We start from the raw sequence: 12,078 nt of genomic DNA, 5'->3' as shown, positions 1-12,078 counted from the left end.
TCTAATAATTCATACCATAAATGAAAACATAGATACCGTAAGAGACAAAATAAAAGCAAACGATTAAATTACTAATAAAACACCGTTCAATTAAAATAAAAAACATTTCACTTTATAAAAATGTAATTAATCGTTATTTGCAATCACACATCTTAATTGAGAAATACAGTATGAATAAAATCTCTTTGCTTTATATGGCCGTTTGTATCGGATTAGTTGGATGCGGTTCAGGAGGAAGCGACAACGATCCAGCAAAAGATATACATCCCACCATTTCAAATCCGGAACAAGTCAACGCAATGACGGTGGACAAAGGTCATTTCTATTGTTCTGTAAACCAACAAAAACTGGAACACGGAGGGACATCTGCAACTATGTCCTACCTGATTGAAAAGAAAAGAAATTCTACGGTTGTCGACGATTATGAATGTACCGAATACGGTTTAAAGAAAGGTGAGTCAATTATCGTCACTAAAAGTGCAATTGAAAACTTTTCATACTCAAAACATTATAAAAGCACGAAGAAGAATGACATTAATAGGTTTAAAATCATCTACCCTACAGGGCTTACGACTCCGATTAATAAAGATTATGAAAAAATTACGATCACGTATAATACGGAGAGACCTGACGTTAACATTAAGATAATTCAATATTTTGACGAAAAGTCTAAATTATATACCATCAAAAAATATAAAAGCCACGTTAACGACAACTCACCAATAGGTTTAGTTGAGAAAGAGGAATTCGATAAATATTCCGATTTTGAAAAGAAACTGGAATTAAATAGTGCTTTTTTAAATTCAACTGAAGTGAGTGATTTATTCTACAACTTATTAAGCATGATAAAATAATAACTAAAAATCAAAAACTTAAAAAGTACGATTATGCTCAAGTAGCTTCGATATGCCTGACTAGAAAGAGTACGTTGTTTTACGAAACAAATTACGATTTGAATAAAGCACATCTAAGTTACTTGGGTATAAACGGCGATGTATTGTTAATCAGCTTTCAAAAGAGAGTGACGTTTGCGATTAACTACTTTGGTCTTAACGAAGCTCAATTTGATGCTTTTCAGACCAAATTCGCAAATCATCAAGAATCTTAAGTGCGGTACGGCCGAACTCTGTTAGTTCATAGCTGACTGCAATTGGGCGGTCGCTGATCACTTTACGCACCACCATACCTTCCGCTTCTAGCTCTTTAAGACGTTGGTCGATCATCTTTTTACTTGCACCGCCTAGCATGCGTGCTAAGTCATTGAAACGAACTGGGCCGTCTTTCAAATGATAAATCAGAGAACCTTTCCATTTACCACCAATTAAACGCATCCCTTTCTCGATAGCACATGGCTCCGCACATACGTTCGCCACTGACTTACGACCTTTGCTATCTACACTGATTCTGCTTTCCACAATACACCTCAAGATACGCACCTAATCTAGGTAACGAAAAGTAAGCTAGATACATTTAGTGCTTTAGAGTAATAAAAACGTCACCTCGCCGCAAACAAATAAAAATGGACCGCGTACAGCAGTCCATCTCAATTCATCATTCAGTTCGCACTATCTTTCTAAAAGGATTAGAAGTTTTCGTTAATGTGAGCTTCGAAACGAACAAAATCGTTTTCGATATCTGCGTTCTTCATCACATCATAACAAGCGAATGTAGGTAATGCTGACATACCAAAGAAGCGGAAGTTAGCGTGCATGTGGAACATCAAATCGTCCACGCCTTTACCTTGGAATAGGTATTCGTTCTCATCATCAAACGATTCTTCTGGCGCGTTGAATGTCAGTGACAGCATGTATTTGCTGTTGGTTTGAGTGCCGCCTGTACCATAGTTTTTCTTTGGTTCTTCTGCGCTACGGCCATCGAATGCACATAGTGCGCCGCCCATACCCGCAGTAAACACGTCGTCCATGTATTTTTTGAATGACCAAGGCACAGACATCCAGTTGATTGGGCTTTGGATGATCACGCGATCAGCCCACTCAAAGTGTGCGAGTTGTTCATCTACGTTGATCTCATCTTGCATTGTCACAACGCGAACCTCATGGCCTTTTGCTTGCAGAAACGTCTGTGCTTTGTCGACAAGAGAAGCATTTAGACGACCTTCTGAATATGGTGATGGTTCGTGTGCATTGATGATCAGTACGTTGCTCATGGGATTACCTTTAAATAAGTTCACAAGATGACGCAGTAACCATTGTGCGTCGGATGTGGTTTATTATGGTAACCTAGAAATATAGTGCAATTAGTTAACTTTTAGTAACCTACTTAATTTTTTATTATATCACTGTTTTTAAAACATATATTTTTTCAATTTTTTATTCATCGTTATTTTACGATTAATTTTTTCATCGAGTTGTTGCATCTTCCACAGAGCAGGCGTACACTTTATCGCAATTCGACGATTAACTATTAAGGCCAGCGAATGAGTGATAAGTGCAAGGACACGTGCGAAGTTGTTTTTCAGACAACACAACAACAGCTCGAGAAAGAACAAACTCTCGCAGCGCAAGCAAAAGCTTTGTCGCATCCAGCACGTTTGCGCATTCTGCATATCCTGCACACGCTCGATACCATGGGCGGTTGTTTGAACAGTGATTTGGTTTCTGAACTGGGTCTTGCGCAATCTACTGTTTCCGAGCACTTGCGTATTCTAAAGCAAGCAGGCTTTATCAGCGCCGAGCCAAACCCACCTAAGGTGTGTTACCGCATTCAACGCGACGCGTTTGATCAGTTCAATCTAGGCTTTTCCAAGTTATTTGATTAATTCCCTTTGCACGCTGGTCAGGCGTGCAGAGATAAACTATACCTTTAACTATCGCCTTTCGACGATAAACGAATAAGAGAACACTATGACTACTCAAGTTTTAAATAGTGCCAGCGACAAAATGAGCTTCTTGGACCGTTACCTAACGGTGTGGATTTTTGTGGCAATGGCAATCGGTGTAGGTATTGGCGCAGCATTCCCTCAAGTTGCTGAGTGGAATGAGTCAATGTCAGTCGGCAGCACGAACGTACCGCTCGCGATTGGTTTGATTTTGATGATGTACCCGCCGCTAGCAAAGGTGAACTACAACCTGCTAGGTACAGTGACGAAAGATAAAAAAGCGATCACGCTGTCTTTAGTCATGAACTGGATTGTCGGCCCTATTTTAATGTTCATCCTTGCATTGACTTTCCTAGGTGATCATCCGGGTTACATGGTTGGTATCATTCTGATCGGTCTTGCTCGTTGTATCGCGATGGTATTGGTATGGAACGATATCGGTGGTGGTAACAAAGAATACGGCGCAGCCCTAGTTGCATTAAACAGCGCTTTCCAAATCGTAACTTACAGTGTGATGGCATGGTTGTTCATCACTGTGTTGCCACCAGTCTTTGGTTACGAAGGTTTCGTGGTTGATATCTCGATGATGGACATCGCGGAAAGCGTTCTGATTTACCTTGGTATCCCATTCCTAGCGGGCTTCCTAAGCCGTAAATGGCTGGTCGCTGCGAAAGGTGAACAATGGTACAACGACGTGTTCATCCCACGCATTTCACCAATTACGCTTATCGCCCTACTTGCGACCATCGTACTGATGTTCAGCTTGAAAGGTGAAATGATTCTTGAACTGCCAATGGATGTATTCCGTGTAGCAATTCCACTGGCTATCTACTTCGTATTGATGTTCTTTGTCAGCTTCTTCGTTGGTAAGAAAATGGGTATCGACTACGACAAAAATGCGTCGATTGCCTTCACGGCAACGGGCAACAACTTTGAATTGGCAATTGCGGTTTCTATCGCGGTGTTTGGCCTAAACTCAGACCAAGCTTTTGCTGGTGTCATTGGTCCACTGATCGAAGTGCCTGTATTGATTGCTTTGGTGAACGTAGCATTGCGAATGAAAGCCAAATATTATGGCTAACCTAAAAAGCACAAAAAATAAAAAAGCGGTAAAACATTAACTCACTACCGTTTTAATATACTCGCTGGGCGTTAGGCCGAACTTACTTTTAAAGCGTTGGCTAAAACGCCCCTCTGACTGATAACCACACAACTGTGCGAGCATAGCAACGTTATACGAGCCATTTTGCATCAAGTAAAGTGCGTGATTTAAGCGCACTTCTGCCAATACTTCACGATACTGGGTACCTTCTTGTTTCAGTTTTCGTATCAATGTTGCTCGGCTCGTAGCAAAGTGCCCCGCGACCATATCTAATGGATGCTCCTCCCCTGGAGAGCGCGATAAGTAACGACTAAGTTTCTGACTAAAAGAGATATGTGAACTCGAGAACAACCGATGCAATAACCCTCTCTCAGCTAGCTGCTGATATAGGCCCATAATCCAATAGCGTTGTGTCGCTTCACTTAAGCTTTCCCGCTCAAACGAAAACAAAGCATTTAACGTCGCTTGCAATGCTTTATCTGTCTCAACAACGGGTACATAGTTTCCTAATGCGTTGCTCATGCTTAGCTCCAACATTTCATCGCTAGGCACACAGTGAAAACTGAACATTCGAGAAAGAAATCGCCCTTGTAGAGGAAGATTTTCAAAATTTAGGGATGCATTTGCTTCACAAAGCATGATATTTGGATGATGGATGTCGAGTACTTCATCTTTCCAGAAAAGATGTTTACTCCCCTTAACAATCTGAATAAGGCTTGGGGAGTGAATCCTGACATTACGAAGCTTCTGCTGCTGCTCCGCACGAAACAGCGTAACCTGATATTGGTGACCCATTCTCTCCCCCTTATATTCAATTATCGCGTGTAAGTCGTGGTTAATGTCGCTTTACCCAAAGCAACACTATTCAAAGTAAACCCTACAATGGCTGGTGGCGTGTTTTCATCCAAATTCAGTTCTTCAGTTGGCAATGCCCACACCGTAAACTGGTAACGATGCATCCCATCATTCTTTGGAGGACACGCGCCGCCGAACCCCGTTGTGCCGTAGTCAATACGAGATTCTTTGCCGCCTAACTTGTTCATATCAATGCCTCGAGGCAGCTCGCTAACGGTGGATGGAATATTAAACGCTATCCAATGCCAAAAACCACTGCCTGTTGGTGCATCGGGGTCATACACGGTGATCGCAAAACTTTTTGTGCCCTTTGGAGCTTCTTTCCACATCAATTGTGGTGATTGATTCCCGCCATCACATCCCCAACCAGAGTATTCAAATGTCTTCGCCATCGGGTGGCCTTCTTGAATATCTCTACTCACGAGTTCAAATGCATGGGCAGAACCGACCGCAAAAACACTCAATACCAAAACTGACTTGTAGATCGCTTTCATGTTTTTCTTCCTTTCAATGAATTCAACACTAGTCTAAATACCCAGCAGTCCGAATCATTGTCAGTAAGTATCAAAAAACACAAAATAATCTATAATTTTGACACTTTAAGATTCTAACACAAATTTCTTACTCTCTTAATTGCACTTGGTTTATGCTAATTAATCGCTCACGGAATAAGGAAGGAAAATGGAATTGGATATCTACGTGGTGGACGCCTTCACCGATACGCAATTCAAAGGCAACTCAGCAGCGGTGATACCGTTAGAGGAATGGCTAGCCCCAGAATTGATGCAAAATATCGCGACAGAAAACAACTTATCAGAGACGGCTTTCCTAAAGTCCATTGGCGCAAACCAATATGAGATTCGTTGGTTCTCTCCGATTACTGAAATCGATTTCTGTGGACACGCAACACTGGCCTCTTCGTTAGTTCTGTTTGATGAGTTTGGCATTAATGGCACGATTGAATTTCATACTCTGGAAGTAGGGACCCTCACCGTAGAGAAGAATGCGCAAGGTAAGATCGAGATGACGTTCCCTGCTCGTCCTCCAAAAGCCGTTTCTGATATTCCCTCGGCATTGATTGATGGCCTAAGTTGCGATGTGGAACGCGTACTGCTTAGCCCTCAAGCGTATTTCGTGGTGGTCGGCAACCAGCAGGAGGTACTTGAGGTTCAATACCGTTCAGAGCACCTCAAGACACTCGCTCCTTACGATGTGGTCGTTACCGCGAAAGGTGATCAACAAGACTTTGTATCGCGTTACTTTTGGCCTGCAAATGGTGGTGACGAAGACCCCGTAACTGGCTCGATTCACGCTGGGTTAGCACCGTTCTGGGCAGAAGCGTTAGGCAAAACATCACTGGTCGCTTACCAAGCTTCTCAGCGCGGAGGCATTTTGCACTGTGAAGTTACTGGCGAACAAGTAAGAGTATCTGGCGACGGCGTGCTCTACATGAAACGCAAGATTTTTGTGTAGACCTTTAGTTTGTCTTTAGCATTATCCCAATAAAACAAAGCCCAGCGTTATTGAGCTATATAACGCTGGGCTTGATGGTTTAATTAGGGTGATGTCGAACTACTGGAACTTCTCACCCGCGGCAGCAACGAACGCCATTTCTACCAACAGTTCTGGGTTCGCCAATTCAACTTTGACGCAAGCACGGCTTGGTGCGCAGCCCTCAGGGAACCACGCATCCCACACTTCGTTAAGCGCATCAAAGTTAGCAAAATCCGTCACGTAAATCGTCACAGATAGAATGCGCGACTTATCGCTATCAACACTGGCTAGCATTTGCTCGGCTTGGTCGAAAATCTGTTCTACTTGTCCTTTCATATCCGCAGTGGTGTCAGCTTCCGCCACTTCAACAAAGTTGGCGATGCCATTGAATACCGTTACATCTGACCAACGTTTGCATGGATTAATACGATGAATTGTCATGTTATTTCTCTTAATTACGGCTTCTCAACCAAACACACAGGCGCACCGATGTCGCACGAATATCCGGTTGGAGTGATAGCGCCAGTCTCCGGACTCCTATGGAAGCTAGCGACATTATGTGAATGTTGATTAGCAACGAGCATCCACTGCCCGTCACGGGATAAAACAAAATCTCTTGGGAACGCGCCACCACAATCGGACGCCGCAATTTGAACCGGAGTATTGCTCGTTACATCAAATGTACTGATCAGATTTTGCGCGCGGCATGAGACATAGACAAAGCGCTCATCCGCAGAGAGGCGAATCGCAGACGCCGCTTCTTTGTTCTCTTCATCGGCTAGCAGTTTAACTTGCTGAGTCAGATTCCATTGTCCGTTTTGCTTGCGAAGTACCACCAGCGTTTCAGACAATTCGCAAACAACGTACGCGACAGACTCATCACGATTGAAGATCAAATGACGAGGCCCAGAGCCAGCAGGCATAGCGATGCTTTGAGAAAGTGAAAACTTGACTGTCTCACCATCATTGTCGTAGTCATAGAAATAAACACTGTCTGTGCCTAAATCGACCACAGCCAATTGAGCGGATTGTTTTAGAAAAGTGACTTGGTGGGCATGAGGCGAAGTTTGACGGTCAATATTGGGTCCATTGCCTTCTACATACAATTCTGCAATGGATTTCAAAGGCTTACCTTGCTCATCAAGTTGGTAAACACTTACATTGCCGGAACCGTAGTTTGCAACAGCGAGTAACTCTTCTTTAATGTCGATATGGCAAGGGTAATCACCTTCAATTGGCAATGCATAGCTGTCTGTTTTTTCAGAAAATATTAGCTCTGCACCTTCCAAGCGATCGACTTCATTAAAGGTATATAACCCCTCTCCTTTGAGCGCAAGGTAAGAAGGGTTACGAACCGTTTTCACCGCTTCTGGAACAAGTTCATTGGTGAGCGTTAATGCGCCAGTAGCAGTATCGAGAGAAACACACGCAATGCCCTGACTTTGGCTTGGTGAATCGGTATAGGTGCCTACATAAAAATGTAAGTGACCATTTACTATCATGGGAAACCTTTAGGAGATAAAAGAGTGCTTAACCGATAAGATGCCGCCTGCGTTACCATACGGCAATCCCTTTTAGTTATCAATCGGTTAAAGTGTGAAGCAACAACTCAGTTGGTGACACTATGGCGACAATGGTTTCATCAAAAATTATCGCATTTTCATTGATGATGCGTTGATACACTTCAGCGTCAGATTGGCTAATACCACTGCCCTGCTTAGCAAGCTCAATCAAAGTTAAACCTAAATCGGCAACTTTGATTGCGGCTTCTGCAACTGGCACCGTTTCTACCGACACCACGTTGGCCGCGAAAATAGGTTTGGCTTGCTGCGCCGCCAACTTAACGCTTTGATAGTGCATCGCTAACGCATCCAAAGCTGCGGTATCACCTTGAGCATAAACTGCGACCAAATCTTTCATCTTGTACACTGCTAGGCTTTCTACTGGCAATGCATCCGCAAAGCGGTTTAGTCGCTCATACTGATTGTATAAATCACCTTCAATTGGCGTAGAGATCCATTTCTCCCAATGACGAGCGTAGTATTGAGCCGGCTCGATGTACTTCGCTAACGTTTGCAGCGGCGTTTCGTCCGCACCATTGGCAAGACGTTTTAGCATCATATTGGCATCGGCGTGATGGCGTAGACCAAGTGAGATCTCAGACCACGTATCCATCACCTTCATACGCTTGTACATGCTGCGCTCATCGGTCAGGTCTTGGCTCGACCATAGACGCTCAGCAATTGCGTAGCTTCTCGGCCATAAGCGTTGTTCGATGGTCATTGAATCGAGGTTCTCACCCCAAATGGTAATTTCTCCACCTAAAATTAGCTGCTGTTCTTTCTCGGTCAGCTCAGCCGGATAGCCGCCATTCGGCTCAGGAATGACACTCCCCTGCATGTCACTGCTCGCGACCAATTCTCCAGTCGCAGGCCAACGAACATTACCAATCAATTGGTAACTGGTGTCTTTCAACTTGCCATCCGCAAAGTCATAGTTGAATTCGGTGTAAGACATAAAGTTATCGAAGTGGCCTTTAAACTTCACACCCGACACATACTCAATGATGAACACCTCTTCGCGGGACTTACCGTTGTAATCGGTAAACGCACGGTAGCTGCCGTCTGTTGCTTCGATAATGGTTAGATTGCCAGTGCGCGGGCCGCCTTTGTTGCGCGGTTTCACCCAGTCATAAGTCGCGAACTTCTCACCTTTATGAAGTTGATCATCAACGCTGATTCCTTTCGGCATTGGGTCATTGCGATAGTGGTAACTGGTTGGTTGTGGTTGGTCTAGGTAATAGCCTGTCGAGAGAATACCTTGGTAGCCCTCTTTTGCTGCTCGACCGATACTGTCATGCCCTTGCCAGCTTTGAATCACAATCGAGGTTGGAAGGTCTTTGTGCCAGATTTCATCCCAGCCAGTCATCTTCTTGCCGCGCTGTTCCAGCATCTGTTCAACCTTGGTGTTCAGATACGATTGCAGACCACGCTCACCATCCAGATTGTTGTCTTTGATGAATTGCTGAATCTTCAGGTTGTCTTTCCACTGTTGGTAATTTGGTTCATCGCCGCCGATATGGAAATACTCATCTGGGAAGAGCTCAACCACTTCGTCAAACACGCTCGCCAGCATCTTGTAGAGTTCAGGGTTGGTCGGGTCCATTAACGGCTCAAACACACCCCAGCCACGTTGATGCGGATAAGATTGCTCACCCATACCAGACATTAATTCAGGGTAAGCGTGCGCTACTGCCGAAGCATGTCCCGGCAAAGAAATTTCAGGGATAACTCGAATCCCAAGGTTACGCGCGTAATTCACCACATAGCGAATTTCATCTTTGGTGTAGTAATCACCATCTGCGGTGTCTTGCCACAGCTTTTGGTAATTATCGAGCTGGATACGAATCGCTTGGTCATCCCAAATATGCCAATGGAAGACGTTCATTTTTGCTGATGCCATCGCATCGAGTTGACGAAGAATCACGTCGAGTTCAATGAAGTGACGAGAAGTATCATAAGAAACACCACGCCAAGGAAAGCGCGGCTCATCTTGAATCGACACCGCAGGCACGAAGTACCCAGTCGCGTCCGTAGTCACCAACTGCAAGAAGGTTTCTAAACCATGGAAAGCACCGTAAGGGCGTTCGGAGCGAATGATGATCTGACCATTACGCGATTCAAGTTGATACGATTCATCACTGTTAATGTCTTGCACCTCTGACTTGGGTGCATTCCGAATATCAATCACCAAGGTCGCGTCTTTTTCCGACTCGGCATGCCAGTTCAACATCGGTAAGCCGGTTTGGCGATACAGACGGTCCATAGTGCGCTTTGCGTTGAACTGCACGCGCGGTGAATCGTAGCCTTTGATGTAAATGCTGAAGGATTTATCCAGTGTGATTTTACCCTGCCCCAACTCTACATTTTGTGGGTAAGGCATTAGGTTAAGATCGGTGTTGGGAGTCATCGCCATCGCTGCCGTTGGAATTGTGATTAAGCCTGAAATGAGTAGTGCTAATGTACCTTTGTTCATCCGCGCCATCCTGTCGTTGTTATTATTGTTCAACCCAAGTCACGCTATTTAATGGGGTCTCGCGACTTGGGTATAAGAGCTCTGTTTGAGTTACGCAACCAGCTCTACTGCTTCACGAACCAGCTTGCCAATTTCATCCCACTGCTCGTTTTCAATTAAGCTCGGTGCCACCATCCAAGTACCACCGCAACAAACCACACGGTCGATGGCTAGGTAATCATTGACGTTGCTCTTACCGATACCGCCTGTCGGCATCAGACTCACATCAACGTATGGAGCCAACAGCGACTTCACCATCGCGATACCACCGCTCGCTTCTGCCGGGAAGAATTTGAGGAAGTTCAAACCCAGCTCTAGTGCTTGTTCAACCTGACTTGGGTTATTCACACCCGGTATGATTGGCATGTTGATTTCTTGACAGCGACGCACGGTATTGGGGTTCAAACCCGGCGCGACAATAAACTCTGCACCCGCGTCTTTCGCTTGGGTAATTTGCTCTGGCGTCAGTACCGTGCCAGCACCGATGCACATTTGCGGGTAAGCATCGCGCATGGCTTTAATCGCATCGGCAGCGGCTTCTGTTCGAAACGTCACTTCCGCGACTGGCAGACCGTTTTCTACTAACACTTTCGCCAATGGAATTGCGTGCTCAACCTTATTGATTTGAATAACAGGAATAACTTTGAATTGCTGAAGTTGCTGAATCATTGCTTGGGACATAATACGTTCTCGGAAATTATTGAATTAGATGAGTCATGGCGTCGTTTGGAATGATCGCGCCAGGATATTGAATAACGGTTGCCGCTAGTGCATGACCGAGTTGGGCTGACTGCTCACAGCTTTGCCCGGTCAATCGACCTGTAAGGTAACCAGCAGCAAATGAATCGCCAGCGGCACAAGTGTCGATTACTTTGACAACCTTCTCGGCGGCTATGTAAGCGGTTTGCTTGTCATCACCATGCGACCAAACCAGTTTGCAAGGCTCACAGCCACGTTTAATCACGATTTCTTGGCAACCAAAGCGAAGGCAGCGCTGCTCGGCCCTTTCCTCTTCACCCCATACCAAGACATCATCGTCTTCAGTGATAAGCGCAATGTCGACTAAAGGCAGAATTTGGCTGTACCAATGCTTTGCCTCTGTTGCAGACCAAAGTTGAGGACGGAAGTTGTTATCGAAGATAACCTTGCCTCCACCTTGCGAGAACTGGGTTAACGCCTTTTTAAGCCTTACTTTGCTATCGTCATTTAGAATCGCAATGCTGATGCCACTCAGATAGAGATAATGCAGCTCTCGGTTCGCAATCGCGGCTTCTAATTTGTTGAGCGAAGAGGTAGAGAAGTAACTTTTAACGGCTGCGCTGTCACGCCAATAAAGAAAGCTGCGTTCGCCTTCTTGGTCAGTCTGCACCATGTACAAACCCGGAAGCTGAGCTGGGAAGATCTCGACAAGATCAGTCGCAATGCCTTCTTGTTGCCAGTTTTCCAGAAGCACTTGAGAAAGTACGTCCTCCCCAAGACCGGTCGCGTAAGACACTTGGACAGGTTGTTGAGCCGTTAGTCGAGAGAGGTAAAGTGCGGTATTGAGCGTGTCGCCACCAAAGCTTTTGCGAATTGGGTCGCCGCTCAGTTCAATCATGCATTCGCCAAAGAAAGCAATTTTAGTCTGGGATGAATCGGTCATCGTTCACCTACTTTGGATAAATTTAGAATGGTGGCTCGGGGGAGCCACCAGTTTGTCAGGAGCTTATGAGCG

General features: G+C 44.9%; 13 protein-coding genes. 4 read left to right on the top strand and 9 right to left on the bottom strand.

Features of this window, described 5'->3' with window-relative positions; translation table 11 throughout:
- Positions 1-170: 170 nt before the first annotated feature.
- Entirely contained in the window at positions 171-854 is a 684-nt protein-coding gene (locus J4N43_RS17975; RefSeq protein WP_158159396.1) for a hypothetical protein, read from the top strand.
- 195 nt (positions 855-1,049) lie between these two features.
- Here the strand turns inward: J4N43_RS17975 and J4N43_RS17970 are convergent, their stop codons facing one another.
- The gene (locus J4N43_RS17970) at positions 1,050-1,415 is read right to left on the bottom strand and encodes a winged helix-turn-helix transcriptional regulator (protein ID WP_005375456.1); all 366 of its coding nucleotides are present in this window, start codon (positions 1,413-1,415) and stop codon (positions 1,050-1,052) included.
- 167 nt (positions 1,416-1,582) lie between these two features.
- On the bottom strand, positions 1,583-2,167 hold the full coding sequence (locus tag J4N43_RS17965; RefSeq protein ID WP_054578681.1) for an NAD(P)H-dependent oxidoreductase: 585 nt from the start codon (positions 2,165-2,167) through the stop codon (positions 1,583-1,585).
- Between the two features lie 270 nt (positions 2,168-2,437).
- Here J4N43_RS17965 and J4N43_RS17960 point away from each other — a divergent pair, with 270 nt between their 5' ends.
- Together J4N43_RS17960 and arsB are read left to right on the top strand one after the other, a co-directional pair.
- On the top strand, positions 2,438-2,779 hold the full coding sequence (locus tag J4N43_RS17960) for an ArsR/SmtB family transcription factor (RefSeq protein WP_005375451.1): 342 nt from the start codon (positions 2,438-2,440) through the stop codon (positions 2,777-2,779).
- Between the two features lie 85 nt (positions 2,780-2,864).
- Positions 2,865-3,920 carry an ACR3 family arsenite efflux transporter gene (gene arsB / locus J4N43_RS17955; RefSeq protein ID WP_005385145.1) on the top strand — a complete coding sequence of 352 codons (1,056 nt, stop codon included), beginning with the start codon at positions 2,865-2,867 and terminating at the stop codon, positions 3,918-3,920.
- A 36-nt stretch (positions 3,921-3,956) separates the two neighbouring features.
- Here the strand turns inward: arsB and J4N43_RS17950 are convergent, their stop codons facing one another.
- Together J4N43_RS17950 and J4N43_RS17945 are read right to left on the bottom strand one after the other, a co-directional pair.
- A complete protein-coding gene (locus tag J4N43_RS17950; RefSeq protein ID WP_199266788.1) occupies positions 3,957-4,736 on the bottom strand; it encodes an AraC family transcriptional regulator in 780 nt (259 codons plus the stop codon).
- 20 nt (positions 4,737-4,756) lie between these two features.
- Positions 4,757-5,290 carry a YbhB/YbcL family Raf kinase inhibitor-like protein gene (locus J4N43_RS17945; protein WP_017635230.1) on the bottom strand — a complete coding sequence of 178 codons (534 nt, stop codon included), beginning with the start codon at positions 5,288-5,290 and terminating at the stop codon, positions 4,757-4,759.
- Positions 5,291-5,477: 187 nt separating this feature from the next.
- Here J4N43_RS17945 and J4N43_RS17940 point away from each other — a divergent pair, with 187 nt between their 5' ends.
- On the top strand, positions 5,478-6,269 hold the full coding sequence (locus tag J4N43_RS17940; protein WP_005385139.1) for a PhzF family phenazine biosynthesis protein: 792 nt from the start codon (positions 5,478-5,480) through the stop codon (positions 6,267-6,269).
- Between the two features lie 99 nt (positions 6,270-6,368).
- Here J4N43_RS17940 and J4N43_RS17935 read toward each other — a convergent pair whose 3' ends face one another.
- The 5 genes from J4N43_RS17935 to J4N43_RS17915 all read right to left on the bottom strand — a co-directional run bounded on the left by J4N43_RS17935 (position 6,369) and on the right by J4N43_RS17915 (position 12,006).
- Entirely contained in the window at positions 6,369-6,731 is a 363-nt protein-coding gene (locus J4N43_RS17935; protein ID WP_158159397.1) for a RidA family protein, read from the bottom strand.
- Between the two features lie 14 nt (positions 6,732-6,745).
- On the bottom strand, positions 6,746-7,792 hold the full coding sequence (locus J4N43_RS17930) for a lactonase family protein (RefSeq protein WP_158159398.1): 1,047 nt from the start codon (positions 7,790-7,792) through the stop codon (positions 6,746-6,748).
- A gap of 79 nt (positions 7,793-7,871) precedes the next feature.
- Positions 7,872-10,325 carry a beta-N-acetylhexosaminidase gene (locus J4N43_RS17925; RefSeq protein ID WP_158159399.1) on the bottom strand — a complete coding sequence of 818 codons (2,454 nt, stop codon included), beginning with the start codon at positions 10,323-10,325 and terminating at the stop codon, positions 7,872-7,874.
- 90 nt (positions 10,326-10,415) lie between these two features.
- Positions 10,416-11,045, bottom strand: coding sequence for a bifunctional 4-hydroxy-2-oxoglutarate aldolase/2-dehydro-3-deoxy-phosphogluconate aldolase (locus J4N43_RS17920; RefSeq protein WP_158159400.1), 630 nt, complete (start codon positions 11,043-11,045; stop codon positions 10,416-10,418).
- Positions 11,046-11,061: 16 nt separating this feature from the next.
- Complete coding sequence (locus J4N43_RS17915) at positions 11,062-12,006, bottom strand: sugar kinase (protein WP_158159401.1); 945 nt, start codon at positions 12,004-12,006, stop codon at positions 11,062-11,064.
- Positions 12,007-12,078: the final 72 nt, after the last annotated feature.

Origin of the sequence: Vibrio sp. SCSIO 43009, from assembly GCF_023716525.1 — a bacterium.
In the GTDB taxonomy this organism is placed as follows: domain Bacteria; phylum Pseudomonadota; class Gammaproteobacteria; order Enterobacterales; family Vibrionaceae; genus Vibrio; species Vibrio alginolyticus.
This window is presented reverse-complemented; position numbering and strand designations above follow the sequence as displayed.

Excerpts from the sequence above, each read along its gene's own strand:
- J4N43_RS17975 (WP_158159396.1), top strand. The coding sequence starts at position 171 with ATGAATAAAATCTCTTTGCTTTATATGGCCGTTTGTATCGGATTAGTT.
- J4N43_RS17965 (WP_054578681.1), bottom strand. The coding sequence starts at position 2,167 with ATGAGCAACGTACTGATCATCAATGCACACGAACCATCACCATATTCA.
- J4N43_RS17960 (WP_005375451.1), top strand. The coding sequence starts at position 2,438 with ATGAGTGATAAGTGCAAGGACACGTGCGAAGTTGTTTTTCAGACAACA.
- arsB (WP_005385145.1), top strand. The coding sequence starts at position 2,865 with ATGACTACTCAAGTTTTAAATAGTGCCAGCGACAAAATGAGCTTCTTG.
- J4N43_RS17950 (WP_199266788.1), bottom strand. The coding sequence starts at position 4,736 with ATGGGTCACCAATATCAGGTTACGCTGTTTCGTGCGGAGCAGCAGCAG.
- J4N43_RS17945 (WP_017635230.1), bottom strand. The coding sequence starts at position 5,290 with ATGAAAGCGATCTACAAGTCAGTTTTGGTATTGAGTGTTTTTGCGGTC.
- J4N43_RS17940 (WP_005385139.1), top strand. The coding sequence starts at position 5,478 with ATGGAATTGGATATCTACGTGGTGGACGCCTTCACCGATACGCAATTC.
- J4N43_RS17935 (WP_158159397.1), bottom strand. The coding sequence starts at position 6,731 with ATGACAATTCATCGTATTAATCCATGCAAACGTTGGTCAGATGTAACG.
- J4N43_RS17930 (WP_158159398.1), bottom strand. The coding sequence starts at position 7,792 with ATGATAGTAAATGGTCACTTACATTTTTATGTAGGCACCTATACCGAT.
- J4N43_RS17925 (WP_158159399.1), bottom strand. The coding sequence starts at position 10,325 with ATGAACAAAGGTACATTAGCACTACTCATTTCAGGCTTAATCACAATT.
- J4N43_RS17920 (WP_158159400.1), bottom strand. The coding sequence starts at position 11,045 with ATGTCCCAAGCAATGATTCAGCAACTTCAGCAATTCAAAGTTATTCCT.
- J4N43_RS17915 (WP_158159401.1), bottom strand. The coding sequence starts at position 12,006 with ATGACCGATTCATCCCAGACTAAAATTGCTTTCTTTGGCGAATGCATG.